Origin of the sequence: Phenylobacterium sp., assembly GCF_025934275.1 — a bacterium.
Classification (GTDB): domain Bacteria; phylum Pseudomonadota; class Alphaproteobacteria; order Caulobacterales; family Caulobacteraceae; genus Phenylobacterium.
On the sequence record NZ_JAICYI010000005.1, the window covers coordinates 35,598 to 60,057 of the forward strand.

Consider the following 24,460-nt stretch of genomic DNA (forward strand, 5'->3'; position numbering starts at 1 on the left):
ATGCCGCGCACCGCCGAACGGCTGTTGATCGAGGGCCGAGTGCAAGGCGTGGGCTTCCGCTGGTGGACGGTGGGCCAGGCCCGGGCGCTGGGGCTCGCCGGCTGGGTCCGCAACCGACGCGACGGCTCCGTCGAGGTGCTGGCGATCGGCGAGATGGAAGCCCTGGAGGCGCTGGCGCGGGCGTGCGCGCAAGGGCCCGCCGGCGCCGTGGTCCGATCGATGCGCCGCGCCCGAGCGCAGGATGACGGCTCGCCGAGCTTCGACGAGCGGGCGACGGCCTAGATGGTGGAGATCTCGGGAACCGCCCAGTCACGCTTCGCCGCGGTGAAGGATGCGTTCGCGGCGAGCTTCGCCGCCGATGAGGAGCTCGGAGCGCGCTTCACGCTCGTCGAGGCCGGCGAGGTGGTGCTCGACCTCTGGGCGGGTTTCGCCGACCGCGCGCGCACCCGGCCATGGGACGCGCACACGCTCTGTCCGATCTTCTCCACCGGCAAGGCGCTCGCCGCGACGCTGGTCGCCCGGCTCGTGGACCAGGGCAAGCTCAGCTACGAGCAGACGGTCGCCTCGGTCTGGCCGGAGTTCGCCCGGGCCGGCAAGGCGGCGATCACCGTCGAGCAGGCGATGAGCCACCAGGGGGGCCTCGCCGGGTTCCCCGATCGGATGGACCCGGCCGACTGGTTCGACTGGGACCTGATCTGCGCCAGGCTCGCGGCCATGGCGCCGCTGTGGCCGCCGGGAACGGCCAGCGGCTACCACCCGCTGACCTTCGGCTACCTGGCCGGCGAGATCTTCCGGCGGGTGGACGGCCGGCGCATGGGCCAGTCGCTCAAGGAGGACCTCGCAGAGCCCTTCGGTCTCGATCTCTGGTTCGGCCTGCCGGACTCGGAGTTCGCGCGGGTGGCCGAGGTGCAGCGGCCCAAGGCGCTGCCGGACTTCGGCCACCGCAATCCGGCCACCGTGGCGGCGTTCCTGAGACCCTGGTCGCAGCCCGGCGGACGCGGGCCGGAGGCGCTGCGGCGGGCCGACATCCCATCGGCGAGCGGCCATGCGACGTCCGAAGCGCTCGCGCGGCTGATGGGCGCGCTCGCCGACGACGGCTGGCTGGACGGGGCGGACATCCTCTCGCCCGCGGTGATCGGCGAGGCGGCGCGTTCACGCATCCGCGGACCCGACCTGGTGCTTCCGTTCGAAATGAGCTGGGGCGCCGGCTTCATGCGCAACGAGACTGTGCATCCCTGGGGACCGGGGGAGCAGACCTTCGGTCACTCGGGCTGGGGCGGCTCGTGCGCCTTCGCCGATCCCGAGCGGAGGCTCGGCGGGGCCTACGTGATGAACCGGCAGTCGGCGCAACTCCTGGACGACCCACGGCCCCGCCGCCTGATCGAAGCGGCCTATTCGCGACTATAGACGCCGAGCGCCCCGGCGCGGCCGGACCGGGGCGCCCGAGATCGAACGGCCGATCGCCCGCGTTATTTCTTCTTCATCATCGATTTGATCTCCGCCTGAGTGGCGTTGATCGTGGCGACGCCGTTGTCGACCGCGAGGGCCGACGTATCCACGGCGAAGCTGTCGGCGCCCATCTTGATCGTGGCGACCTGCTTGCCGCTGGCGTCGGTCTTGACGCCGGCGACCTGGCCGATGCTCGCCCCGGTCTTGTCCTTGACGGTCAGGCCGGCGGTGACCATGCCGCCGGCGGGAGGGCCCGCGGCGGCCGCTGTGGGCGGAGTCGCGGCGGTTGGGGTCGGGGTCGTCGTCGAAGGCGGCAAGGTCGAGGCGCTAGGCGGCGCGGTCTCCGTGGAAGGCGGCGGCGTCGCCGCGGTCGATCCTCTTGCCTGAGCTAGCGCAAGGCCCGGGACGGCGAGCGAGAGCACGGTTGCGCTGAGGGCGGGGATGAAACGCATAGGGTCTCCTGGTCTGTCGTTTCCCGACACTTCAGGGTTTCGGAGCTATGCGGCCTTGGAGGGGCGGGCCCGTGGCGGCTTCGCGGCTACAGTCCAGCTCGGATCAGCCCCGGATGTGCTGGGCGAACAGGCGGCTGAAGGCTTCCAGGTCGCGGCGGTCGACGTCCGACACCGCCCAGAACTGCAGGCCGCCGTCGGTCCAGTGGACGATGGCGTAGCCGTCGTCCGAGCCGCCGAGCGCCGGCAGTCGCAGCCCCGTCTCCTGCGGCCAGATGAAGAGATTGATGATGTGCTTGTTGCGCCGGTAGACGAGCGCGGCCACGCGCCGGCCGTCGAGATACTCCAGCCGCCCGCCCTGCAGGGGGAAGCCCGCGCCGGCCAGGTCCACGACCGGCGGGGCGAAGTCCACCTTTCCGTTGAACCAGGGCTTCACCGTGTGACGATCGGAGGTCTCGACGTCGACCAGGCGGGTCCCGAGCGTGGAGCGCACGTGATCGGCGACGAGTTGCGTCTCCAGGGCGCCGGCCGAGGGCAGCACGGCGACCGTGGCCAGCGCCGCCGCGATCGCGCCGAAACCGGCAGACAGGCCCCAGGGCAGCGCGCGAGTCCCTGCGCGGCGGGACGGCCCTGAGCCCTCCGCCTGCAGGATCGCCTCGACGCGCCGCCGCAGATGCTCCGGCGCGCGCTCCCGCAGCGCCGGATCGGCGAAGCGCGCGCGCAGCATGCGAAGCTCGTCCAGCGCCGCCGAGCAGCCGGGACAGGTGGTCAGGTGCGCCTCGAGCGCCTGGGCGTTGGCGGCGTCCAGCTCGCCATCGAAATAGGCTTGCAGCAGCTCGATCTTGTCGGGACAGACGCTCATGGGCGGGACTCCTCGCGCAAGGCGACGACCAGCATCTGGCGGGCGCGGGCCAGGCGCGACATGACCGTGCCGACCGGCACGCCGCTGACCTCGGCGATCTGGCGGTACGAGAGGTCCTCCAGCTCGCGCAGCACCAAGGTCTCGCGGAAGGGCTCAGGCAGCGCGGCGATGGCGCCGCGGACGCTCTGCGCCTCGCCCTGGCGGATCATGGCGGCTTCGGGATCCTCCTCCTCGGACGCAGGCTCGGGCATCGCCTGGCTGGTCCAGGCCGGGCGGCTGCGGACCGAACTCAGGAAGCAGGAACGGACGATCGCGAACAGCCAGGCGCGCGCATCGCCGCCGCGGAAGCCGTCGAACGCTCGGAAGGCCCTGAGGAAGGCGTCCTGGACGACGTCCTCCGCCAGGCTCGCATCGCGGGTGAGATAGCGGGCGAAACCGTAGGCGGCGTCCAGGTGCGGCAGGATCAGGGTGCGAAATCGTTCGCCGTCGGTCTTGCTGGACCGCGCGCCGGCATCCCGCCGCCCCGCCCCCGGGGACGTCGCGCGCCCGGGCGGCGCCTCGGGCCGCCTCGCCCGGACGGTGCTGAACGGAAGGATCCGCGCCACGATCTCGCCCCCGGCCTCAGCGGCTCTTGACCACGATCTTGCCGGTCATGTGCGGATGGATCGAGCAGAAATAGGCATAGCTTCCCGGCCGGGTGAAGGTGAAGGCGAAGCTGTCGCCGGAATCGAGGACCTTGGAGCGGAACGCCCGCTTATCGGCCGCCACCACCGTGTGGGGAATGTCGTCGCCGTTCAGCCAGGTGACGGTGGCGCCCGGAGACACCGTCAGCACGGCCGGACCGAAGGTGAAATTGCCGATCGTCACCTGGGCGGTCTGCGGCGCGGGCGCCGCAGCGGCGAGGCTGACGACGGCGCAGGGCGCGAGCACGGCGGGCGCAGCCCGCTTGAGGAGCGTCTGGAGCACGGGGGATGTCCTTGTGAAAAGCGAACCGGTCAAGCCAGCGCGGCGTCGGCCAGCGACAGCGGATGCGCGCCGGGCGCGACGCTCAGGGTGCGAACGCCCAACGCCGCGCGCAGCTTTCCCGCCGGCAACTTGAGCGGCCCAGGCGCTCGACCCTGGCCGGGCGCGGGCTGCGGGAAGGCGGTCGAGCGCGCGGTCTGGAAGGTGACGTCGCCTTCCGTCTTCTGGATGACCTGGTGGATGTGCCCGTTCAGCACGGTCACCGAACCGAAGCGCTTGAGGAGCGCCATCGCCTGGGCGCTGTCGTCGGTGCCCCAGCCCCACTCGCGGTAGATCGTCCAGAGCGGGATGTGGGCGTAGACGACCACCGGCGTGGACGCGGCGAGCGGCGCGAGATCCTTTTTCAGCCAGGCCAACTGGGGCTCGCCGAGGTGGCCCATGCCGCCGGCCTTCAGGTCCTTGACATTCACCAGGCCCACGAAGTGGACGCCGTTGTGGTCGAACGAGCGCCAGCCGTCGCCGAGCGTCCCGTGGCCATAGCGCTCGAGGAAGGCCTGGCCCTCGCGCTCGTCCAGCATGTCGTGCTCGCCGGGGACGTGGAACACCGGCAGACCGGCCTCGCGCAGGATCTGGTCGGCGTCGTCGAACTCTTCGGGTTTGGAGAGCTGGCTCACATCGCCGGTGTGCAGGATGAACGCGGGCTTGTCCGGCAGGGCTCTGATCTTGGCCACGGCCTCGCGGAAGGTCGCCCGTGCGTCAGGGTTCGGGTCCTTGTTGAAGCCGATATGACTGTCCGAGACCTGGACGAAGGTGAAGGGCTGAATCGCCGGCTTGCGCGGCGCGGCCAGGCCTTCGCCGGCGGCCAGCAGGGCGGCGGTCGAGACGCCGCCGCTCACCGTCCAGACCAGGCCCGTTCCGGCCCAGCCGAGGCATTCCAGAAAACGTCTGCGATGGGCCTCGGCCATGGTCGCGCTCCGTTGTTGTTCGACAGGGAGACGCGAGGCGCGGCCGGTTTATTCCCGCAGCCGATCGAGGCGCAGGCGCTGACGCTCGTCGGTCAGGCGCCGGAGCGCCCCATAGGCCATCAGCAACGCCGAGAGCCCGCTCGCTCCGGCCAGCAGGAACATCAAAAGAATCTGATACTTCACCGCCTCCAACGGATCGAGCCCCGCGAGGATCTGGCCGGTCATGATGCCCGGCAGCGTGATCAGGCCAGCGGCTGACATCTGGTTGATGATCGGCATGAGGCCGCGCCGGATCGCCTCGCGCAGCAGCCGCGCCGTGGCCTGGTGGAAGCTGGCGCCGAGCGCCAGTTGCGCCTCGATCGCGCCCCGCTCCCGGGTGATCCCGCCGAGCAGGGTGTCGAGCGAGAGGCTGCCCGCGTTGAGCACCGAGCCCAGCACGATGCCGACCAGGGTGATCGCATAGCGCGGGTCGTACCACGGATGCGGCCGGATCGCGGTGAGCAGCGCCAGGCCGACCGTCACCACCGTGGCGATGGCGACGCCGCCGGCGCTCAGACCGAGCCCTGTCCAACCCTTGAACCGGCGCTCCGGGCGGGCGGCGATCTCGTGCGCGGCGATGGCGCTCATCACCAGGACGACGAGCAGGGTCGCCGCCGGATGGCGCAGGGCGAAGACCGCGCGGAGGATGTAGCCCACGGCGACCAGCTGGACGACCATGCGGCCCGCGGCCCACAAGACCTGCCGATGCAGGGCGAGGCGGAGCAGCACCGAGAGCAGGGCGTCGAACGCCACCAGAGAGGCGCCGATCGCGAGGTCCGCAGGACTGAGGGAGATCGCGGTCATCCGAGCGGCCTCAACCGGCGCTCCCGCATCTCGTAGGGCCGCGCCCCGAGGCGCCTCGCCTGCTGCGGATCGTGGCTGACGAGGACCAGGGCGGCGCCGGCCTTCAGCCGAGCCGCGAGCACGGCCTCCACCTTCGCGATGGAATCCGGGTCGAGCGGGGCGGTGGGCTCGTCCAGCAGCAGCACGGGCGGCTCGAGCACGAGCGCCCGGACGAGGGCTAGCCGCTGGCGTTCGCCGGTCGAGAGTCGCTGCACCGGCCCCTCGAACAGCTCGCGCGCGAGCCCCAGCTGCGCGGCCAGATCGCGACCGGCCTCGCGCGCGCTCGCCTCCACGTGCTCGGCGACGGCGTCGCGCCACCAGCCCGACTCGGCGGCCACATAGGGCGCCTTGCGACGCCAGGCGGGCGCGGCCATGGCGGCGCGGGGCGTTCCGTCGAGCGCCGCCTCGCCGGTGTTCGGGTCGAGGTCGGCGATCATCCGCAGGAACAGGCTCTTGCCGGCGCCGGAAGGTCCGCTGATCGCGGCGCACTCGCCGGGCGCCAGCTCGAGCTCGAACGGGCCGGCGAGCGGGCTTTTCAGGTTCTCGACGGCGAGCCGCGCGGTCATTCGGCGGCGGCCACTTCGGCGACGGCCAGCCGCACCGACCGCGCGCGCGTCCAGGCGCCACAGAGAAACACCGCCGCGCCCGCCCAGATGAAGGCGAAGGAGAGCGCCCGGGCAGGCGTGAAGGCCTCGCCCTCCGCCAGTCCGATGCCGAAGCTGATCGACGGCGACAGGAACTGCAGGAAGCCCATGGCCGAGAGCGGGATCCGCCGCGCGGCCCAGGCGAACAGCACCAGCGGGCCGGCGGTGATCGGGCCGCAGGCGATCAGCCAGGCGCTGACCCTGGGGCTCGCGCCGAAGTGCGACTGGCCGTGGCGCGCGAGCCAAAGCACATAGGCGAGCGCCGGAAGGCTCACGACCAGGCATTCGACCAGGAAGCCGGTCTGGGCGTCGGCGGCGACGCGCTTGCGAACCACGCCGTAGCCGCCGAAACTCAGCGCCAGCGCCACGGCGACGATCGGCAATCCCCGGAGCGCCAGCGCCTGGACCGCCACGCCGACGGCCGCGAGCGCCATGGCGAGGGCGCCCAGCCGGCCGATGCGCTCGCGGAACAGCAGCGCGCCGGCGGCCATGTTGATCAGCGGCGTGATGTAGTAGCCGAGGCTCGCCTCCAGCACCCGGCCGGACGTCACCGCCCAGATGTAGATCATCCAGTTGATCGAGATCAGCAGCGACGAGAGGCCGAGCCAGGCCAGAGTGCCGGGCGTGCGGAACGCCTGGCGCAGGTGGCCGCTCTGGCCCGCCAGGCCGACCAGGAGGGCCGCTGTCGGCAGGCTCCACAGGATGCGGTGGCTGATCAGCTCCCAGGGCGAGACGCCCATGCGGCCGATAGCCTGGAAGACCAGCGGCACGAAGCCCCAGATCAGATAGCAGAGCGTCCCCGCCGTCAGCGCCAGGCGGGAGTCGCCGGGCGCTGCAGCGGCGGCCACGGCTAGGCCAGAGCCTTCTGGCGGATCAGGCCGCGCTGGTGGAGGAGCTCGGCGATCTGCACGGCGTTGAGCGCCGCGCCTTTGCGCAGGTTGTCTGCGACCACCCACATGGTCAGGCCGTGCTCCACGGTCGGGTCCTTGCGGATGCGCGAGACGAACACCGGGAACTCGCCCTGCGCTTCCTTCGGCGTGACGTACCCGGTGGGCTCGTGCTTATCGATCACCACGACGCCCGGCGCCTCGCGCAGGATCTCGCGGGCCTCGTCCTCGTCGAGCGCGCGCTCGAACTCGACGTGCACCGCCTCGGAGTGGCCGACGAACACCGGCACGCGCACGCAGGTGACGGTGAGCTTGATGTCGGGATCGAGCATCTTGTGCGTCTCGTTCCACATCTTGGCTTCTTCGTCGGTGTAGCCGTCGTCGCGGAACGTTCCGGCGTAGGGGATCACGTTGAAGGCGATCTGCTTCGGATAGACCTTCGGCTCGCGGGGGCCGAGGACGAAGACGTCCTTGGTCTGGTCCCAGAGCTCGTCCATGGCCGCCTTGCCGGTGCCGGAGACCGCCTGGTAGGTCGCCACCACCACGCGCTTGATGCGGGCGCGGTCATGCAGCGGCTTCAGGGCCACGACCAGCTGCACCGTCGAGCAGTTCGGGTTGGCGATGATGTTCTTCTTGTGCGCGTAGCTGACGTCGTCCGGATTCACCTCCGGGACGATCAGCGGCACGTCCGGGTCCATCCGCCAGGCCGAGGAGTTGTCGATCACGATCGGGCCCTGGGCGGCGATCTTCGGCGACCACTCCTTGGAGAAAGCGCCCGACACCGACATCAGCACGATGTCGACCTTCGAGAAGTCGAACTGCTCGATGTCCTCGCAGGGGACGTTGTCGTCGTTCTTGAAGGTGACCGGCACGCCGATGGATTTGCGCGACGCGATCGCGTGAATCTTGTCCACGGGGAAGTTCACTTCCTCGAGGATGTTCAGCATCTCGCGGCCCACATTGCCCGTGGCGCCGACGACGGCCACCCGGTAACCCATCGCAAGTCTCCTAAGGTCGGGGAGGCGTCCCCTACTCTGACGCCGGCCCATAAGCAAGGCGCGGGGCGCCCGGGGGACAGATGGCGGCGATCCGAGCCCGACGCAAGCTACCTCCCCGGTCATTGACGCGCCGTGAAGGAACGGCTGCTCTCGCCGGCAGCCGCAGGAGGTGGAGATGTCCGAGGTCCAGGCGAGAGGCGCCGGCATGCCGTTCGGCGACCTGCTGGGGATCGAGGTCCTGGTCCGCGAGAAGACCCGGGTGGTCGGCCGCATGACGGTCCGCCCCGAGCTCTGCACGGGCGGCAACATCTGTCACGGCGGCGCCTACATGGCGTTCGCGGATTCGCTGGGCGCGATCGGCGGATTCCTCAACCTGCCGCCGGGCGCGCGGACCACGACACTGGAGAGCAAGACGAACTTCCTGGGCGCTGCGCCGGAGGGCGCGACGATCACCGGCGAGGCCACCCCGCTGCACGTGGGGCGGAGATCCAGCGTCTGGCAGACGCGGATCAGCAACGAGGCCGGCAAGCTGCTGGCGCTGGTCACCCAGACCCAGCTGACGATCGCGGATTAGCTCGAGGACCACGGCTCCGGTGGCGGGGCGCTGCGCGCTGGAGGAGGAGCTCGGAGCTGCAAGCCTTGCAGATGCGCTGCGGCGGTCTAGGCGGCGTTGGAGGCCGCGGCGGCGGCTTCGGCGGCGTAGCGGGCGCGGACCTTGAGCAGGCCCTCGAGAATCTGCTCAGCGCCCGCCTTGGGCACCCCCGGGCTCATCAGCAGGCGCCACGCCTGGACGTGCACGCCCACCGCGGCGCGATCGAAGCGGCGCAGGGTGCGCAGGTGGTCGAGCAGGTCGCAGAAGCTGGTGAGAGCGATGTCCACCGGCGGCGCGCCGCAGACCTCGCCGGCGCCTATTCCCTTCACGGCGATCGCGTAGAGGCCTTCGAGCGCGGAGTCGTCGAAGCCGTCGCCGAGCGTCGCGTAGCCGGCTTCGCAGAGCTCCAGCAGCGCCAGCAGCTCCGCCGAGCAGGTCGGCTTGATCGACTCGAGATTGGCCTGCGCGCGCTCGACGGCCTCGGCGACCGGCAGGCCCCCAGGCATGGCCAGAAGCTCCGCGAGCCTGGGCTTCGGGAAAACAAATCGAACCGAACTCATCAACCAGTGCTCCGTTCGGGCGGCGCCTCCGCCTCGGGTTGGGCTTCGCCCTCGGCCTGGGCCTTGGCCTCCGCCTCGGCCTTGACCAGGTCCTCCCGGCGCCGACCGACGCCGTCCGGAGGCCCGTCGTCGCGGAACCGGCGGTCCGGGCCGACATAGGACCCGGTGAACAGGAAGGGCCTGCCGGCGCGCGCCACCCAGACGATCCGTTCGAGGAGCACAATGGGCGCGAGCGGCTTCTTGATGATGAAGTGGCCGCCGGCGTCGCGCGCGCGGACGATGTCGCTGGTGGGCGTGTGCGCCGTGGTGATCAGGACGGGCGCGTAGCAGTTTGGCTCCTGGGTCTCGCGCCGCAGCCACTGGACGAAGTCGTAGCCCTGGCCGGAGGGGGCCAGGGCGTCGACAATGGCCAGGTCGATCTCGTGCGTCTGGGCGACCTCCTGGGCCATCTCGTAGGCGTTGCAGCGGTAGAGCTGCTTGGCCCCCAGCCCGGTGACGATCTGCACCAGGATCGACATGCCCATAGCGGTGTCGTCCAGGAGCAGGATGGAAGCCTTCTCCAGGTTGAACCTCGCCCGTGACGATGCGTCGAGCGCCATTGTCGTGGCCGGGCCACACCCCCTTTGCGGCGGCCCCGACCTCCCGCTGGGGGAATCAGGACACGCGCTTTCGCGTACAGCCTGCACCCAAGGTGGCGGCGCTTGGTTAACATCTCAGCAACCTTGCGCGCCCCGCGAAGCACCCCTCACGCAAGCAACTGATCAGGCGAGGCTTTTGCCTGCGACGTCCGGGTGCGGCAGGACGCCGCAGGCGCCTCTAGAGTTGCGCCAGGACGGCCGCGCCCATGTCGGCGGTCGAGAGCGCGCCGCCGATGTCGGGCGTGCGCGCGCCGGAGTCGAGGGCCGCGCCGACCGCGGCGAACAGCCGGTCGGCGGCCTCGGGACGTCCCAGGGACCAGCGGAGCGCCATCTCGAAGGAGAGGATGGCCGCCAGCGGATTGGCGATCCCGCGGCCGGCGATATCCGGGGCCGAGCCGTGGATCGGCTCGTAGAGCCCGGGGCCGCCGGGCTCGCCCAGCGCCGCCGACGGCAGCAGGCCCAGGCCGCCGGTGAGCTGGGCGGCCTCATCGGAGAGCACGTCGCCGAACAGGTTGTCGGTGAGGATGATGTCGAACTGACGGGGGTTCTTCACCAGCTGCATGGCGGCGTTGTCGGCCAGCATGTGCTCGAGCGTGACGTCGGCGAACTCCCGGCTGTGGAGATCGGTCACCACCTCGCGCCAGAGCAGGCCGGTCTCCATGACGTTGGACTTCTCGCAGGAGGTGACCTTGTTCCGGCGGCCGCGGGCGAGATCGAAGGCCACACGCGCGACCCGCTCGATCTCGGCGGTGGTGTAGACCTGGGTGTCGACGCCGCGGCGGCCGCCGCCCGGCAGGTCCTCGATGAACCGCGGCTGGCCGAAATAGACGCCGCCGGTCAGCTCGCGCACGATGACGATGTCGAGGCCCTCGACCACCTCGCGCTTCAGCGTCGAGGCGTCGGCCAGCGGCTGGAAGCAGAGCGCCGGCCGGATGTTGGCGAACACGCCCATGCCGGCGCGCAGGGCGAGGAGACCGGCCTCCGGGCGCTTGTCGCGCGGCGCCGAGGCCCACTTCGGGCCGCCGACCGCGCCCATCAGCACCGCGCGCGCGGCCCTGGCCGCGGCCAGCGTCCGATCCGAGAGCGGCGTCCCCAGCTGGTCGAAGCTCGTTCCCCCGAACGGATGCTCGTCCAGGGCGAGGTCCGGCGTCAGCCTCGCGGCCACCTTCTTCACCTCGGCCAGCACCTCGGGGCCGATGCCGTCGCCGGGCAGGAGAATCAGGTCGGTCATAGGCGTCCTTCGGGTTGCCGCGCGGTCTCCTAGGGGATGGCGCGCGCCGGGGGAAGCCCGCGGGCGCCTCGTCTTGGCGGTCTTGCGAGTTAGCCGCGAACCTCAGAGCGGCCGCTCGGCGGTCACCTCGTAGAGCGTGAGCCGGCGGTCGCCGACGCCGAACTGCGGCCAGGCGGCCCGCCAGGCGGCCATATGGGCGGTCTGGAAGTGCGCCTGCAACGCCGCCTCGTCGCGCCAGGCTTCGAACACCCGCATCAGGCCGGGTTCGGCCACGTCCTCGGCGTAGGAGTAGACGAGGCAGCCGTCCTCCGCGCGGCTGGCGGCCAGCATCGCCTGCATGTGCGGCTTGAAACGCGCGAGGCTCTCCGGCGGCACGCGCACCGTGCCGGCGATCACGACGGTCATGGCGAAGATGCCGGGCGGGGCGTGGTGGCGGGCAGGCTCCAGTTCATCGGCACGTCGAAGCTGCGCCAGTCGTAGGCGGGCTCGCCCGGACCCGGCGGAGGGGCGCGCATGGCCTGGGTCGCAAGCAGCAGAGCGGCGACGCCGAAGCCATAGCCGGCGGGCTCCTCGCCGCGGACCCAGCACTCGTCCAGCCGGCCTTCGTCGGTCACCTTGCAGCGGGCGAGAGCCTGCCCCTGCACCATCATCCGCGCGGCCCGATCCGGATAGTAGCGGGCGGGTTCGACAGCGCTGTCGATGGTGATGCTGTCGGGTTTGTAGGGCGCGACGGGCGCGGGGCCGAAGGGGTGCGGCTTGCCGAGGTTGGCGCGGACCAGCCCGACGGTGACCCGCTGCTCGATGCGTGCGCCGGGCAGCCGCAGCGGATGGGCGGCGAGACTGGCGATCACCGCATCGGCCGCGCCGGGATGCCCGGGATCGGGATCAGTGGCGCAGTCGCGAGTGACTTCGCCCGGTCCGATCGCGCAGGTGACGATGACGGTCGAGGACGGCGGCGAAGGCGGAGCGGTCGCGGCCGCGTGCACCGCAGGCGGGGGCGGGGCGGGCTGGATCACGCGCCCTCCAGCCAGGGCTGGGCGAGCGCCTGCTTCATCTCGTAGACGTCGATCGCCCCGGCCGCCTGCAGCGTCTCGCCGATCGCATCCAGACCCTGCAGCATCTTCTCCTTGCGGGTCGGATCGATCTCGAAGCGAAACGTCTCGCCGGACGGCGCGACGATGGTCTGCGCCTCGAGGTCGACGGTCACGAGGTGGTTGCCGCCCTTGGCCTCGGCCATCAGCTGCTGGACCTGGTCGGGCTTGAGCACCACCGGCAGCAGGCCGTTCTGGAAGCAGTTGCTGTAGAAGATGTCCGCGAAGCTCGAGGAGATCACGCAGCGGATCCCGAAGTCCATCAGGGCCCAGGGCGCATGCTCGCGGGACGAGCCGCAGCCAAAGTTGTCGCCGGCGACCAGCACGCCCGCGCCTTTGTACTCCGGGCGGTTGAGGACGAAGTCCGGCTTCTCGCGGCCGTCGGCGTCGAAGCGCAGATCGTAGAACAGGCCCTTGGCCAGCCCCTCGCGCTCCACGGTCTTGAGAAACTGCTTGGGGATGATCTGGTCGGTGTCGATGTTGGCCAAGGGCAGCGGCGCGAGCTTGGCGTCGAGTCGGGTGAAGGGCTGCATTGGCGAATGAGGTCTCTTAGGGATCAGCCGAAGTCGCCGCTGCGCAGCAGGCCCTCGACACTGAGGTCCTCGTCGATCAGCGGCCAGTGAATTCCAAGTCCTGCGGCGGCGGGCTCCCACACGCGGGGGGCCTCGGGCGCGGCCGCCGCCAGGCGGTGAAACCAGGCCAGCGACGTCGTCACCGTACGGCCATCGCGCAACGCGACCTCCAGCCGCTCGTCGGTGATCCGCACGTCGGCCCCGCGCGCATCCATCTTAGCAGCCGAAATAGCCATTCCAGCTCTCCAGGACTCCCACCCGCTCCGCGCTCACCTTAGCAGACAGTTCGGCGACCTCCCGATTCAACGCAGCACGGTCGACGCTAGGCCGGCTGCGGCGCGGGTTCGGCGGAAAGCATGAGCGTGGGGACGCCGGCCGGCGCATCGCGGACGGTGAAGACCTTGGTGCCGGGCTTGCGCCCCTGTCGGACCTCGGAGACGTCGAAGCCGGCTCCTGCAAGGCGGGCGTGCACGGCGTCGGGATCGGTGACCCGCCAGGCGAGGCCGCCGAAGCTGTCGGGCGCCTCGGAGACCGGCGCCTTCAGGCTGGCGCCGAACTCCACCACCGCGTCGCCGCAGCGGAAGAACAGCTGGCGCGCGCCCCAGCCCGGATTGGCGCGGTCGAGCCGCAGGTCTAGGCCGAGCCGGCCGCCGAAGTTGGCGACCGCCCGGTCGATATTGGCGGTGCGGACGACGACGTGGTCGAGCGCCGAGAGCGGCGGCCCGGCCCGCGACGGCAGCGGCGGGAAGCCCATGAGTGCGATCTGCACGCCGCCGGTCGAGGCCTGCTCGAACATCACCGCGCGCTCGGTCCGCTCGGAGACGGCGAGGCCGCGCCGCTCGCACAGCGCGGCGGCGGCCCGCAGGTCCGCGACCGTGAAGGCGATCAGCCAGACGCCCTCGCCGGCCTCATCGAGGCGCGCACGGACCCGCACGCTGGCGGGCCCCTCGCCGGCCGGCGCGATGACCTCCAGCCCCATGTTGTCGAGCCAGAACCAGGCGCGCTGCGCGCCGTCGCCATCCTGGGCCATCGGTTCGACGCCGAGCAGCCGCGCGTAGCCGGAGCGGGCCGCCTCGAAGTCGCGCACGACGATCGCGATGTGGTGCAGGCCGGTGATCACCGCAGGAACTCCCGGACGTCGGCGATGCGGCCGGCGAGCGCGGCGGCCGCGGCCATGGCGGGGCTCATCAGGTGGGTGCGGCCGCCGCGGCCCTGGCGGCCCTCGAAGTTGCGATTGGAGGTCGACGCGCAGCGCTCTCCCGGCGCCAGGCGGTCGGGGTTCATGCCCAGGCACATCGAACAGCCCGGCTCGCGCCAGTCGAAGCCGGCGGCCTTGAACACCTCGTCCAGGCCCTCGGCTTCGGCCTGCGCCTTCACCAGCCCGGAGCCCGGCACCACCATGGCGCGGACGCCGGGGGCGACCTGGCGGCCCTGCGCGATGGCGGCGGCGGTCCGCAGGTCCTCCAGCCGGCTGTTGGTGCACGAGCCGATGAACACCACGTCGACCGCGGCGCCGGCGATCGGCTGGCCGGCGCGAAGGCCCATGTACTCCAGCGCCCGCTCGGCGGAGGCGCGCTTGTCGGGGCTCGCGAAGTCGGCGGGGTCCGGAACCAGGCCGGTGACCGGGATCACGTCCTCCGGGCTGGTGCCCCAGGTGACCAGCGGGGCGATGGCCGCGGCGTCGATCCTGACCTCGCGGTCGAACACGGCCTCGGGGTCGGAGAAGAATGTCCGCCAATAGGGGAGCGCCATCTCCCAGGCGCCGCCTTTGGGTGCGGCGGGACGGCCCTGCAGGTAGTCGAAGGTGGTCGCGTCCGGCGCGACCAGACCCGCCCGCGCGCCGGCCTCGATGGTCAGGTTGCAGAGCGTCATGCGCCCTTCCATCGAGAGCGCCCGGACTGCCGAGCCCGCGTACTCGATGACGTAGCCGGCGCCGCCGGCCGTGCCGATCGCGGCGATCACGGCGAGGGCGAAGTCCTTGGCGCCGACGCCGGGAGCGGGCGTGCCCTCGATCAGCACGCGCAGGTTCTTCGCCTTCTGCTGCCGCAGGGTCTGGGTGGCGAGCACGTGCTCGACCTCGGAGGTGCCGATGCCGTGGGCGAGCGCCCCGAAGGCGCCGTGCGTCGAGGTGTGGGAATCGCCGCAGACGATGGTCATGCCGGGCTGGGTGCGGCCCTGCTCGGGCCCGACCACATGGACGATGCCGTTGCGCACATCGCCCATCGGGAAGAACTCGATGCCGTAGTCCTGGACGTTGCGCTCGAGCGTTTGCAGTTGCAGGCGCGCCTCGTCGTCGGCGACGGCGTCCACGCCCCGGCCCTGGCCCTCGGTCGGCACGTTATGGTCGGCGACGGCAAGGGTGCGGTCGGGGCGGCGCACCGGGCGATGGTTGGCGCGCAAGCCGGCGAACGCCTGCGGCGTGGTCACCTCGTGGATCAGGTGCAGGTCGATATAGAGGATCGTCTCGCCGTCCTGTTCGGCGACCACGTGGGCGTCCCAGATCTTGTCGTAGAGCGTCTTGCCGGGCATCGGCGGCATGTAGGTCCGCCGATGTGCGCACGTCTAGGGCGACAGCCAGCAAAAGTGGTCCCCGCTCTTGCGTCCTGCTGCGCTCAAACTTCAATTTATCGCGCCCTCCGGGCGGCGAACCCGTTCCCACTTCGCCTGACGACGCGATGCTGCGATGCGGCGAAATCAGCGCATTTCCCCTGAACGGCGCGGTTGACAGTTTGGATTACATGCGTAACTTTCGCGCGAATACAGTTGTGGTTCAGGAGAGCCCGCATGCCTGCGCAACGCTTGACCCTCATCGCCGTCTTCGCCCACGCCTCGGTGGTGGTGCAGGTCTTCCTGTTCCTGCTTCTCGTGCTGTTGATCGCCGCCGTGGCGGTCTGGGTGGGCCAGCTCGGCGGCCGCCGGACGCCGCGCGGCGAGACGATCCTGTCGTCGGTGCTCGTGGCGGCGCCGCTGTTCGGCCTGACCGCCGCGGCCTATGGCCTGCTCAACATGTCGATCGGGCTCGCCAACGTGCGGCCGACGCCGGACCTCGCCACCATCGCCCCGGGCCTGGCGGAGGCCAGCCTGTGCATCCTCCTGGGCCTGCTCGCCGCCTCGCTCGCGGCGGGACTCCGCGCCCACCTTCGGTTCGCCGACCGCGCCGCTTGACGCTTTCGATTACAGGCGTACGCTCCATCTGAGCTACAGGTGTAAGACATGGCGCGGCTCTGATGGCCCGGATCTCCGGAGCGGAAAGCCAGATCATGGAGGCGCTGTGGGCCCAGGGCCCGCTGGGCGCCGAGGACTTGGTGCGCGACGTCGGCGGCCCGCAGGGGTGGGGCGAGGCGACCGTCAAGACCCTCATCAACCGCCTCCTGAAGAAGAAAGCTGTCGCCTCCCAGCGCGAGGGCGGGCGCGCCCGCTACCGGCCGCTCGTCAGTCGCGAGGAGTACGTCACCGGCGAGAGCCAGGGGCTGCTGGACCGCCTGTTCGGCGGCGAGCTTGCGCCGCTCGTCGCACACTACGCCAGGCACCGGCCGCTCTCGTCTGAGGAGCTGGAGCGGCTGAAGGCGCTGATCGCCGAGATGGAGCGGGACGATGACTGAGATCGCCGACCTCCTGCTGCGAGCCAACGTGGTGGGCGCGGCGGCGGTGATCGCCGTGCTTGTTCTGCGGCTGCCCGTGCGCGCCGCCCTGGGCCCTGAAGCGGCCTATCGGCTCTGGGGCGCGCCGCCCCTGGCGATCCTCGCCTGCCTGTTGCCGTTCAAGGTGGCCCCGGTGGGGACCGCCGCCCTGGCGCGGCTGACGCCGGAGCACGCCGCGCCGATATTGCTCGGGGTCTGGCTGGCGGGCGCGGCCGTGGCCGTCGCGCTCCTGGGGCGGGCCCAAGCGGTCTTCCTGAAGGCGGCGCGGAAGGGCCTCGCCGGGCCAGCCGTCGTAGGGGTGATCAACCCGCGGATCCTCATGCCGCCGGACGACGGGCGCTACAGCCAGGCCGAGCGCGACCTGATCCGGGCCCACGAGCGCGAGCACATCCGCCGCGAGGACCATCGGGCGGGCGCGCTGATGGCGCTTTTCCAGTGCCTCGCCTGGTTCAACCCGCTCGCCCACCTGGCGGCGCACAAGGCCCGTCTCGACCAGGAGCTCGCCTGCGATGCCGCCGTGCTGCGGAGACGGCCGAAGGACAGGGCGCTCTACGCCAGGACCCTCCTGAAGACCCAGCTGGCGGGCGCCGCCCTGCCGCTCGGCTGCTACTGGCCGGCGCGGGCGAAGCATCCCCTGGAGCTTCGGGTGGAGCTGCTGCGGCGTGGGACCCGCGATGGCGGGCTCGCCGGATCGCTGACGATCGCTGCGGGGCTCTTCACGGCCGCGGCCCTGGCCACCGCAGCAGAGCCGCCGCTCAGGTACACGCCGCCCGATCCCATCGGCATCTACGACCAGCAGCCGCCCAACGGCCAGATGTCGGTGATGCTGGTCACCTGGAAGACCAGCCCGGCGCATCGGTAAGGCGCGCTAGGCGGCTCTGACGAGCTCGACGGGCGGCAGGCATCCTAGCGCCCGCAGCGTCTCGTCCAGCGCGATCTCGATCGGCGTGTGCGGTTCGGCGCCGAGCGTCGCGACGAGGCGGGCGTTGTCGAGGACGACCTCGTCGCGCCAGAGGTAGCGCATCTCCAAGAGTTCGCGGAGCGTCTCGTTGAACGGCGCGACGGCGGGGAGGGCGAACCAGGGGAACGGGCGGATCGGCAGCCTGTGTCCGACCGCCGCCTCGAAGCCGGCGCGAAGCTCGCGGCCGGTGAGCGCATGGCCCGCGAAGTGGAAGCTGGCGTGGGCGGCGAGCTCGGCCTCCATCATCAGCAGGCGCGCCGCGGTCTCGGCGAGATCGGGCAGATAGGCCCAGGCATGGCGCACGCCGAGCGGGCCCGGGTAACTCAGGCTCCGCACCGGCTTGCCGGCCTGGAACATCACCGAGCCCATCCACGAGGCGGCCCCGCGCGCGCCGAAGAAGTCGCCGGCCCTCAGGATCAAGACCTTGGCGCCCTCCTGCGCCGCCTGGGCGAGGCGCTGCTCCATCGCCACGCGGATCGCCCCCTTGCGGGTCAAGGGGTGCTGCGGCGAGGCCTCGGAGAGGCGCGGGAAGGCGTCCGGCCCGTAGTTGTACACGTTGCCGGGAAGCAGGATGCGGGCGCCTTCCGCCCTGGCCGCAGCGATGGCGCTCTCCAGCATCGGCAGGGCGAGGCCCTTCCAGTTGCGGTAGCCGGGCGGGTTGGCGGCGTGGACGATGACGCGGGCGCCCTCGGCGGCGCGGCGGACGTCGTCGCCCGCCATGGCGTCGCCCTTCACCCAATCGAGCGCGAGGTCGCTGGCGGCGCGGGCGCGATCGGGATCGCGGTGCAGGGCGCGCACGCGCCAGCCGCAGCGCAGCAGCGCCTGCGCCGTCTCGCCGCCGAACGCGCCGGTCGCGCCGATCACCAGGGCCAGGGCTTGCATGGCGTCATCTCCTTCGCACGGCCCAACCATGACCGCGCAGGCTGATGAACGGAATTGCGTTTCTGCGTGAACCAGCTATTCAATGTCGCATGGCTTCGCCCGACTGGGACCTGTTCCAGAGCCTGCACGCCGTGCTGACCGCCGGAAGCCTGTCGTCGGCCGCCAAGCTGCGGGCGCTGACCCAGCCCACCATCGGCCGGCACATCGACGAGCTCGAGCGCCGGCTGGGCGGGCCCCTGTTCCTGCGCAGTCCGCGTGGCCTGCAGGCGACCGACCTCGCCCAGGCGCTCAAGCCGCATCTCGACGACATGTACGCCGCCGCCCAGGCCGCCCAGCGCGACGCCTCGGGCGCGGCCGACGGCTCCTCCGGCGTGGTGCGGGTGACGGCGAGCGAGATCGTCGGCGTCGAGGTGCTGCCCGCCATCCTCACCCGCTTCCGCGAGGCGCATCCCGAGATCGACATCGAGGTGACCCTCTCCAACCGCAACGAGGATCTGACGCGGCGCGACGCCGACATCGCGGTCAGGATGGCGCGGCCGACCCAGAACACCCTGGTCGCCAAGAAGATCGGCAGCGTCGGATTCGGCTTCTATGCGACGTCAGAGTACCTGGAGCGGCACGGCGAGCCGCACACCTTCGAGGAGCTCGAGCAGCATGCGGTGGTGGGCTTCGACACCCGCGCGCCGATGACCGTCGAGGGGCTGCCGACCCGACGCCCGGTGAGCCGCGAGATGTTCGCGCTGCGCACCGACAACGACGTCGCCCAGATCGCCGCCGTCAAGGCGGGCTTCGGGATCGGCGTCGTCCAGCACGGCATCGGCCGGCGCGCAGGCCTTCGGCAGGTCATGCCCGGGACGCTGCCGTTCCGGCTGGAGATGTGGGTCTGCATGCACGAGAACCTGAGGACCTCGCGCCGCATGCGGCTGATGTTCGACCACCTCGTCGCCGGCCTCGCCGAGGCGGTCGGCGACGGGAACTGAGGGTCGGGATTATTCGTCGGCCTGGGTGACGTCCGGCGTCTCGGAGGGCTCGTCGCGGCCGGCGGCCTGCATCTGGCGCTCGGCGATGCGGGCCGACTTCCCGCGGCGGTCGCGCAGGTAATAAAGCTTGGCGCGCCGGACGACGCCGCGACGCTTGACCTCGATGGATTCGATCATCGGCGACAGCAGCGGGAAGATCCGCTCGACTCCTTCGCCGAAGGAGATCTTCCGGACGGTGAAGCTCTCGTGGACGCCGCTCCCCGAGCGGGCGATGCAGACGCCCTCGTAGGCCTGGACGCGTTCGCGCTCGCCTTCCTTGATGCGCACGTTGACGCGCACGGTGTCGCCCGGCCGGAACTCCGGGATCTTGCGGGCGGCGGTGAGGCGCTGGGCCTCCTCCTTCTCGAGTTCTTCGATCACGTTCATCGGTTCAGATCCTTGGGTGCCGGGCTTTACCTGCCCTTTGCCTGTTGATTGGCGGCGAGCCTCGCCCACAAGTCCGGACGCCGCTCCCGCGTGGTCGTCTCCCGCTGTTCCCGCCGCCAGCTCGCGATCCTTGCGTGATCGCCCGACAGCAGCACCTCGGGAATCTCGAGCCCTTCGAACCTCCGCGGCCGTGTGTACTGCGGATGCTCCAGCAGCCCGTCCTCGAAACTCTCCTCGCTCAGACTCGCCGGCTCGCCCAGGATTCCCGGGACCAGCCGGAGGGCGGCCTCGATCGCCACGAGCGCGGCCGACTCGCCTCCGGCCAGCACCGCATCGCCCACCGCGACCTCCTCGAACCCGCGGGCTTCGATCACCCGCTGATCCACCCCTTCGAAGCGACCGCAGAGCACGATCAGTCCGGGGCCAAGGGCCCACTCACGCACGCGCGCCTGGGTCAGGGGCCGGCCCCGCGCGCTCATGTACAAGAGCGGCCGACCGCGCACCTCCACGCCATCCAGCGCCGAGGCGATCACGTCCGCCCGCATCACCTGTCCCGGGCCGCCACCCGCTGGGGTGTCGTCGAGGAAGCCGCGCTTATCCTTGGAAAAGCCCCGGATGTCCACCGTTTCGAGCCGCCACAGGCCCTTCTCGCGCCAGGCCGAGCCTATCAGCGAAACGCCCAGCGGGCCGGGGAAGGCCTCCGGGAACATGGTGAGCACGGTGACGTCGAAACCCATGGCGGCTGAAGGCGCGCAAGCCCGGCGTCGCGTCAAGCCTTGCGGGGGGAGGGCCGCGCGCGTAAGGGGCGCCTTCGCAACTGCAACATGGCCGGCGCAGAGATCCCCGATGGACGAGACCCTGGTCGAGACCCTCCAGCTCGAGCGGCTGGAAGTGAACCTGTTCCGGGGGACAACGCCCGACAACCGGCCGGGCCGCATCTTCGGCGGCCAGGTGATCGCCCAGTCGCTGCTGGCCGCCTACGAGACCGTCGAGGAGCGGACCTGCCACTCGCTGCACTGCTACTTCATCCGGCCGGGCGATCCCACCCACCCGATCATCTTCGAGGTGGACCGCGCCCGCGATGGCGGCAGCTTCACGACCCGGCGGGTGATCGCCGTGCAGCACGGCCAGCAGATCTTCAACCTGGCGGCCTCGTTCCAGGTGGCGGAGGAGGGCTACGAGCACCAGGCGCCGATGCCCGAGGCCCCCGGCTGGTCGGAGCTCCCGGACGAGCGGGCGATGCGCCGCGAGATGGTCGAGAAGAACCCGGAGATGTTCAAGGACTGGATGGATCGCCACCAGCCCATCGAGATGCGCTCGGAGGACGCGCGCACCTATTTCCAGGGCGGCCCCAGCGAGCCGGAAACCGCGAGCTGGATCCGCTGCCGCGACCCGATCGGCGGCGATCCCAGGATGCACCAGGTGATCCTCGCCTACGCCTCTGACATGAACCTGCTCTCGACCGCCATGCGGCCGCACCGGGTGCACTGGCAGACGCCGGGCTTCCAGTCGGCGAGCCTCGACCACGCCATGTGGTTCCACCGGCCGACCAACTTCGAGACCTGGCACCTCTATGCGCAGGACAGCCCCTCGGCGTCCGGCGGCCGCGGCTTCATCCGCGGCGCGATCTATTCCGAGGCCGGCGTCCTGGTGGCGAGCGTGGCGCAGGAGGGGCTGATCAGGATGCGGAAGAAGACTTCCCTCCCTTGACGGGGAGGGAGGGGCCGCGAAGCGGCCGGCGCGCCGCCCCTCACGTTAAAGGCGGGGACTACTCCGTCTCCTCGGGCCTCACCGCGACCACGAGTCCGTCGGCGATCCGCACCTCGGGGACGGCCTCGCGCGTGAACGGAAGCCAGAAGCTTGCGCCGCTCTTGGGCTGAACCTCCAGGAGATCGCCGGCGCCGAAATCCTGGACGGACTTCACCTCGCCGAGCGCCTCGCCGGCGGAGGTCACCACCGAGAGGCCGACCAGGTCGGCGACATAGAACTCGTCGTCCTCGGGTTCGGGGAGGATCTCGCGGGGAATGTAGAGCTTCAGCCCCCGCAGCGCCTCGGCCTGCTCGCGGGTCTCGATCTCGCCGGCGCGCGCGATCAGCGCGCCCTTCGCGGCGCGGCCGCCGGTCAGCGTCAGCCCTGGGCGGCCGTCCTCCCGCAGCAGGACGCGGTAGGTCACCAGCGCCATCGGGTCTTCGGTATAGGCGCTTATCCGCACCTCGCCTTTGACGCCGAACGCGCCGGCGACCCGGCCGACGAGCAGGAGGTTAGAGGCCATCAACCGCTCACCCCGGCGACGGCCGGGGCCCGAGCTGAATCGGCGATTGCGCGCCGGACCGGCCGCTTGGGTCGCGGCCGTCGCCGGGATGAGCGGTCAAAATTACCCCTCTCCAGCCTCATCGCCGGGCGCGGAGACCTCGTCGGGAGTGGCCGCATCCTGGGCCGCCTGCTCGACCTCGACGGTCTCCTCAGGCGCGGCCTCGGCGGCGGGCGCCTCCGGCTCGGCCGCCTCGGCGGCGGGGGTCTCCTCGGCTTCGGCTTCCGCGGCCGGCGCAGCTTCGGCGGCCTCACCGGCAGGAGCCTCGGCGGCCGGAGCCTCGGGGGCAGAGGCCTCTTCTTCGGCGGGCGCCGCTTCGGCCTCCGCGGGGGTTTCCTCCTCGGCCGGCGGCGGGGCGTTCTTGGCGGCCTCCTCGGCTGCGGCGCGGTCGGCCTCGCGCTGAGCCCGCTCCTCGGCGCGAGCCTTGGCCTTTTCGCCCGGCTCGCCCTTTTTCGGGTTGGAGCCCGCCGTCCAGGTGGTGATCCCGAGCTTGGAAAGCTCCCGCGCGACGCGGTCGGTGGGCTGGGCGCCCTTCTTCATCCACTCGGCGATGCGCTCCCCCTTGACGATGATCCGGTTGGGATCGTCCTTCCTGAGCAGCGGGTTGTAGGAGCCCAGCTTCTCGATGAAGCGGCCGTCGCGGGCCGCGTGGCTGTCGGCCACCACGATCGAGTAGTAGGGGCGCTTCTTGGCGCCGCCGCGGGCGAGACGGATCTTCAGCATCTAGGGGGTCCTTCGGTTCGGATCATTTCTTGAACGGGTTGAAGCCTGGCGGCAGCGCGCCGCCTCCCAGGCCGGGGAGTTTCGGGCCGCCGCCTTGCTGCAGCTTCGCGGCCATGTCTTGGATCTCCTGCTCGGAGGGCATCGGCAGCTTGCCGCCGCCCAGCGCCTTCAGCCGGTCCATGCCGCCCCCGCCGCCAAGCATCTGGGCCATCTGGGCGAAGCCCTTGCCGCCGCCCTTGCTCATCATCTTGAAGGCGTCGGCCATCTGCCGGTGCTGTTTCAGGAGCCGGTTGACCTCGGCCACCTCGACGCCTGCGCCGGCCGCGATGCGCCGCTTGCGCGAGGCCTGCAGGATGTCGGGCTTCTTCCGCTCGGCCTTGGTCATCGAGGAGATGATCGCCGCCTGGCGCTCGACCATCTTGTCGGAGATGCCGGCCTCGGCGATCTGCCGCTTCATCTTCTGGACGCCGGGGAGGAGGCCCATCAGCCCCTCCATGCCGCCCATCTTCTTCATCTGCTGCAGCTGCTCGGCCATCATGTCGAGGTCGAACTGGCCCTTGGCGAGCCGCTTGGCCATGGCCTCGGCCTTGGCGGCGTCAAGGTCCTGGGCGGCCTTCTCCACGAGCGCGACGACGTCGCCGGCGCCCAGGATGCGGCCGGCCACGCGGTGGGCGTCGAAGGCGTCGAGGCCGTCGATCTTCTCCGAGACGCCCAGGAACTTGATCGGCAGGCCGGTGACGGCGCGCATGGAGAGCGCCGCCCCGCCGCGCCCGTCGCCGTCCGCGCGGGTCAGCACCAGGCCGGTGAGCGGCAGGCGTTCGTGGAACGCCTTGGCGGTCCTGACCGCGTCCTGGCCGGTCAGCGCGTCGGCGACCAGCAGGGTCTCGTGCGGGCGGGCGATGCGGGCGATCTCGGCCGCCTCGCTCATCATCGCCTCGTCCAGCGTGGTGCGCCCGGCGGTGTCGAGGATCAGGACGTCATAGCCCTGCAGCCGCGCGGCCGAGATGGCGCGCCTGGCGATGTCGGGCGCGGCCTGGCCGACGACGATCGGCAGGCTCTCGACGCCCGCCAGCTTGGCCAGGGTGGCGAGCTGCTCCATGGCCGCGGGGCGGCGCGTGTCGAGCGAGGCCAGGAGCACCTTCTTGCGCTCCTTGGCGAGGCGCAGGCCCAGCTTGGCGGCGGTGGTGGTCTTTCCCGAGCCCTGCAGGCCGGCCATCATCAGGATGGTCGGCGGATTGAGCGAGAGGTTGATGCCCTCCGGCTCGCCCTCGCCGCCCAGCATCTCGACCAGGCCGTCGTAGGTGATCTTGACCACCTGGTCGGCGGGCTTGACCGAGCGGATCACCGCCTCGCCGCTGGCCCGCTCCTTGGCCTTGGCGATGAACTCGCGCACCACCGGCAGCGCCACGTCGGCCTCGAGCAAGGCCACACGCACCTCGCGCAGCGCCTCGTCGATGTCCTTGTCGGACAGCACGCCCCGACCGGAGAGCCGGTCGAAGACGGAGGCAAGGCGATCTGACAGCGCGTCGAACATACGGTTCCCTGCTGGCCCAAACGCAGTCGACCCCCGTGGACGATTGCGTCGACGGGGGGCCTCGCCGCCCTCGTCCCAAGACAGTGCTGGGGGTCGTGGCGGTGGAGGGCGCTGACCGAGGTTGCGCCGGAAGCGGCGGGTTATGGGGGCAAAGAAACGGTCAGGTCAAGGAAGAGGCGGCCTGCCGAGCCCGATGAAGGGAAGAGATGGGCAAGCGCT

General features: G+C 71.2%; 32 protein-coding genes and 1 pseudogene. 9 read left to right on the top strand and 24 right to left on the bottom strand.

Annotated elements, in window-relative coordinates; genetic code table 11:
* Together Q0W60_RS02440 and Q0W60_RS02445 are read left to right on the top strand one after the other, a co-directional pair.
* Positions 1-282, top strand: a complete 282-nt coding sequence (locus Q0W60_RS02440) for an acylphosphatase (RefSeq protein WP_297692204.1) — start codon at positions 1-3, stop codon at positions 280-282.
* A complete protein-coding gene (locus Q0W60_RS02445; RefSeq protein ID WP_297692206.1) occupies positions 283-1,407 on the top strand; it encodes a serine hydrolase domain-containing protein in 1,125 nt (374 codons plus the stop codon).
* Between the two features lie 62 nt (positions 1,408-1,469).
* Here the strand turns inward: Q0W60_RS02445 and Q0W60_RS02450 are convergent, their stop codons facing one another.
* Positions 1,470-1,685 carry a hypothetical protein gene (locus Q0W60_RS02450; RefSeq protein ID WP_297692208.1) on the bottom strand — a complete coding sequence of 72 codons (216 nt, stop codon included), beginning with the start codon at positions 1,683-1,685 and terminating at the stop codon, positions 1,470-1,472.
* On the opposite strand from Q0W60_RS02450, the gene Q0W60_RS02455 reads away from it, so the two are divergent.
* Positions 1,684-1,836 carry a hypothetical protein gene (locus Q0W60_RS02455; protein ID WP_297692210.1) on the top strand — a complete coding sequence of 51 codons (153 nt, stop codon included), beginning with the start codon at positions 1,684-1,686 and terminating at the stop codon, positions 1,834-1,836. The genes Q0W60_RS02450 and Q0W60_RS02455 overlap by 2 nt on opposite strands.
* A 168-nt stretch (positions 1,837-2,004) precedes the next feature.
* On the opposite strand, the gene Q0W60_RS02460 is transcribed toward Q0W60_RS02455, so the two are convergent.
* From Q0W60_RS02460 to Q0W60_RS02495, 8 genes are read right to left on the bottom strand one after another with little or no spacing between them, the layout of a single operon-like run.
* The gene (locus Q0W60_RS02460; protein ID WP_297692212.1) at positions 2,005-2,760 is read right to left on the bottom strand and encodes an anti-sigma factor; all 756 of its coding nucleotides are present in this window, start codon (positions 2,758-2,760) and stop codon (positions 2,005-2,007) included.
* A complete protein-coding gene (locus Q0W60_RS02465) occupies positions 2,757-3,365 on the bottom strand; it encodes a sigma-70 family RNA polymerase sigma factor (RefSeq protein ID WP_297692214.1) in 609 nt (202 codons plus the stop codon). Before Q0W60_RS02465 ends, Q0W60_RS02460 begins: the two co-directional genes overlap by 4 nt.
* Before the next feature lie 16 nt (positions 3,366-3,381).
* Positions 3,382-3,726: a cupredoxin family copper-binding protein gene (locus tag Q0W60_RS02470; protein WP_297692217.1), complete on the bottom strand. Its 345-nt coding sequence runs from the start codon at positions 3,724-3,726 to the stop codon at positions 3,382-3,384.
* Between the two features lie 29 nt (positions 3,727-3,755).
* Positions 3,756-4,688, bottom strand: a complete 933-nt coding sequence (locus Q0W60_RS02475; RefSeq protein WP_297692219.1) for a metallophosphoesterase — start codon at positions 4,686-4,688, stop codon at positions 3,756-3,758.
* A 48-nt stretch (positions 4,689-4,736) separates the two neighbouring features.
* Positions 4,737-5,531: an iron export ABC transporter permease subunit FetB gene (gene fetB, locus Q0W60_RS02480; protein ID WP_297692221.1), complete on the bottom strand. Its 795-nt coding sequence runs from the start codon at positions 5,529-5,531 to the stop codon at positions 4,737-4,739.
* Complete coding sequence (locus Q0W60_RS02485) at positions 5,528-6,136, bottom strand: ATP-binding cassette domain-containing protein (protein WP_297692223.1); 609 nt, start codon at positions 6,134-6,136, stop codon at positions 5,528-5,530. Before Q0W60_RS02485 ends, fetB begins: the two co-directional genes overlap by 4 nt.
* Positions 6,133-7,062 carry an EamA family transporter RarD gene (gene rarD / locus Q0W60_RS02490; protein WP_297692225.1) on the bottom strand — a complete coding sequence of 310 codons (930 nt, stop codon included), beginning with the start codon at positions 7,060-7,062 and terminating at the stop codon, positions 6,133-6,135. The genes Q0W60_RS02485 and rarD overlap by 4 nt, the downstream gene beginning before the upstream one ends.
* Before the next feature lie 2 nt (positions 7,063-7,064).
* Positions 7,065-8,099, bottom strand: coding sequence for an aspartate-semialdehyde dehydrogenase (locus Q0W60_RS02495; RefSeq protein ID WP_297692227.1), 1,035 nt, complete (start codon positions 8,097-8,099; stop codon positions 7,065-7,067).
* A gap of 175 nt (positions 8,100-8,274) precedes the next feature.
* Here Q0W60_RS02495 and Q0W60_RS02500 point away from each other — a divergent pair, with 175 nt between their 5' ends.
* Positions 8,275-8,673, top strand: a complete 399-nt coding sequence (locus tag Q0W60_RS02500; RefSeq protein WP_297692229.1) for a PaaI family thioesterase — start codon at positions 8,275-8,277, stop codon at positions 8,671-8,673.
* Positions 8,674-8,759: 86 nt separating this feature from the next.
* Here the strand turns inward: Q0W60_RS02500 and Q0W60_RS02505 are convergent, their stop codons facing one another.
* From Q0W60_RS02505 to leuC, 9 genes are all read right to left on the bottom strand, one after another.
* On the bottom strand, positions 8,760-9,251 hold the full coding sequence (locus Q0W60_RS02505) for a hypothetical protein (RefSeq protein ID WP_297692231.1): 492 nt from the start codon (positions 9,249-9,251) through the stop codon (positions 8,760-8,762).
* Entirely contained in the window at positions 9,251-9,850 is a 600-nt protein-coding gene (locus tag Q0W60_RS02510) for a response regulator (RefSeq protein WP_297692233.1), read from the bottom strand. The genes Q0W60_RS02505 and Q0W60_RS02510 overlap by 1 nt, the downstream gene beginning before the upstream one ends.
* Positions 9,851-10,067: 217 nt before the next feature.
* On the bottom strand, positions 10,068-11,120 hold the full coding sequence (gene leuB, locus Q0W60_RS02515) for a 3-isopropylmalate dehydrogenase (protein WP_297692235.1): 1,053 nt from the start codon (positions 11,118-11,120) through the stop codon (positions 10,068-10,070).
* 102 nt (positions 11,121-11,222) lie between these two features.
* Positions 11,223-11,525, bottom strand: a complete 303-nt coding sequence (locus Q0W60_RS02520; RefSeq protein ID WP_297692236.1) for a putative quinol monooxygenase — start codon at positions 11,523-11,525, stop codon at positions 11,223-11,225.
* Positions 11,522-12,136, bottom strand: coding sequence for a hypothetical protein (locus Q0W60_RS02525; protein ID WP_297692238.1), 615 nt, complete (start codon positions 12,134-12,136; stop codon positions 11,522-11,524). The genes Q0W60_RS02520 and Q0W60_RS02525 overlap by 4 nt, the downstream gene beginning before the upstream one ends.
* Positions 12,133-12,744, bottom strand: coding sequence for a 3-isopropylmalate dehydratase small subunit (gene leuD, locus Q0W60_RS02530; RefSeq protein ID WP_297692240.1), 612 nt, complete (start codon positions 12,742-12,744; stop codon positions 12,133-12,135). The genes Q0W60_RS02525 and leuD overlap by 4 nt, the downstream gene beginning before the upstream one ends.
* A 23-nt stretch (positions 12,745-12,767) precedes the next feature.
* On the bottom strand, positions 12,768-13,019 hold the full coding sequence (locus Q0W60_RS02535) for a DUF2442 domain-containing protein (RefSeq protein ID WP_297692242.1): 252 nt from the start codon (positions 13,017-13,019) through the stop codon (positions 12,768-12,770).
* Between the two features lie 86 nt (positions 13,020-13,105).
* Positions 13,106-13,903: a VOC family protein gene (locus Q0W60_RS02540; RefSeq protein ID WP_297692243.1), complete on the bottom strand. Its 798-nt coding sequence runs from the start codon at positions 13,901-13,903 to the stop codon at positions 13,106-13,108.
* The gene (leuC, locus tag Q0W60_RS02545) at positions 13,900-15,312 is read right to left on the bottom strand and encodes a 3-isopropylmalate dehydratase large subunit (RefSeq protein ID WP_297692313.1); all 1,413 of its coding nucleotides are present in this window, start codon (positions 15,310-15,312) and stop codon (positions 13,900-13,902) included. The genes Q0W60_RS02540 and leuC overlap by 4 nt, the downstream gene beginning before the upstream one ends.
* A gap of 255 nt (positions 15,313-15,567) precedes the next feature.
* Between leuC and Q0W60_RS02550 the strand changes: the two genes are divergently transcribed.
* From Q0W60_RS02550 to Q0W60_RS02560, 3 genes are all read left to right on the top strand, one after another.
* Positions 15,568-15,948 carry a MotA/TolQ/ExbB proton channel family protein gene (locus tag Q0W60_RS02550; protein ID WP_297692245.1) on the top strand — a complete coding sequence of 127 codons (381 nt, stop codon included), beginning with the start codon at positions 15,568-15,570 and terminating at the stop codon, positions 15,946-15,948.
* A gap of 62 nt (positions 15,949-16,010) precedes the next feature.
* Positions 16,011-16,385, top strand: a complete 375-nt coding sequence (locus tag Q0W60_RS02555) for a BlaI/MecI/CopY family transcriptional regulator (protein ID WP_297692247.1) — start codon at positions 16,011-16,013, stop codon at positions 16,383-16,385.
* Positions 16,378-17,286, top strand: a complete 909-nt coding sequence (locus Q0W60_RS02560) for a M56 family metallopeptidase (protein WP_297692249.1) — start codon at positions 16,378-16,380, stop codon at positions 17,284-17,286. Before Q0W60_RS02555 ends, Q0W60_RS02560 begins: the two co-directional genes overlap by 8 nt.
* Before the next feature lie 6 nt (positions 17,287-17,292).
* Here Q0W60_RS02560 and Q0W60_RS02565 read toward each other — a convergent pair whose 3' ends face one another.
* On the bottom strand, positions 17,293-18,267 hold the full coding sequence (locus Q0W60_RS02565; RefSeq protein ID WP_297692251.1) for an NAD-dependent epimerase/dehydratase family protein: 975 nt from the start codon (positions 18,265-18,267) through the stop codon (positions 17,293-17,295).
* Positions 18,268-18,356: 89 nt separating this feature from the next.
* Here Q0W60_RS02565 and Q0W60_RS02570 point away from each other — a divergent pair, with 89 nt between their 5' ends.
* Positions 18,357-19,247: a LysR family transcriptional regulator gene (locus tag Q0W60_RS02570; protein ID WP_297692253.1), complete on the top strand. Its 891-nt coding sequence runs from the start codon at positions 18,357-18,359 to the stop codon at positions 19,245-19,247.
* Between the two features lie 9 nt (positions 19,248-19,256).
* Here the strand turns inward: Q0W60_RS02570 and rplS are convergent, their stop codons facing one another.
* On the bottom strand, positions 19,257-19,673 hold the full coding sequence (gene rplS / locus Q0W60_RS02575; RefSeq protein WP_297692255.1) for a 50S ribosomal protein L19: 417 nt from the start codon (positions 19,671-19,673) through the stop codon (positions 19,257-19,259).
* A 26-nt stretch (positions 19,674-19,699) separates the two neighbouring features.
* Entirely contained in the window at positions 19,700-20,410 is a 711-nt protein-coding gene (gene trmD / locus Q0W60_RS02580) for a tRNA (guanosine(37)-N1)-methyltransferase TrmD (protein ID WP_297692257.1), read from the bottom strand.
* Between the two features lie 109 nt (positions 20,411-20,519).
* Here trmD and Q0W60_RS02585 point away from each other — a divergent pair, with 109 nt between their 5' ends.
* Entirely contained in the window at positions 20,520-21,383 is an 864-nt protein-coding gene (locus Q0W60_RS02585; RefSeq protein ID WP_297692259.1) for an acyl-CoA thioesterase II, read from the top strand.
* A 58-nt stretch (positions 21,384-21,441) separates the two neighbouring features.
* Here Q0W60_RS02585 and rimM read toward each other — a convergent pair whose 3' ends face one another.
* The 3 genes and pseudogenes from rimM to ffh form a co-directional block, all read right to left on the bottom strand.
* On the bottom strand, positions 21,442-21,945 hold the full coding sequence (gene rimM / locus Q0W60_RS02590; protein ID WP_297692261.1) for a ribosome maturation factor RimM: 504 nt from the start codon (positions 21,943-21,945) through the stop codon (positions 21,442-21,444).
* Positions 21,946-22,224: 279 nt separating this feature from the next.
* Positions 22,225-22,707 (bottom strand): annotated as a pseudogene (gene rpsP / locus Q0W60_RS02595) (30S ribosomal protein S16); the annotation flags it as partial.
* 22 nt (positions 22,708-22,729) lie between these two features.
* The gene (gene ffh, locus Q0W60_RS02600) at positions 22,730-24,241 is read right to left on the bottom strand and encodes a signal recognition particle protein (protein ID WP_297692263.1); all 1,512 of its coding nucleotides are present in this window, start codon (positions 24,239-24,241) and stop codon (positions 22,730-22,732) included.
* Positions 24,242-24,460: the final 219 nt, after the last annotated feature.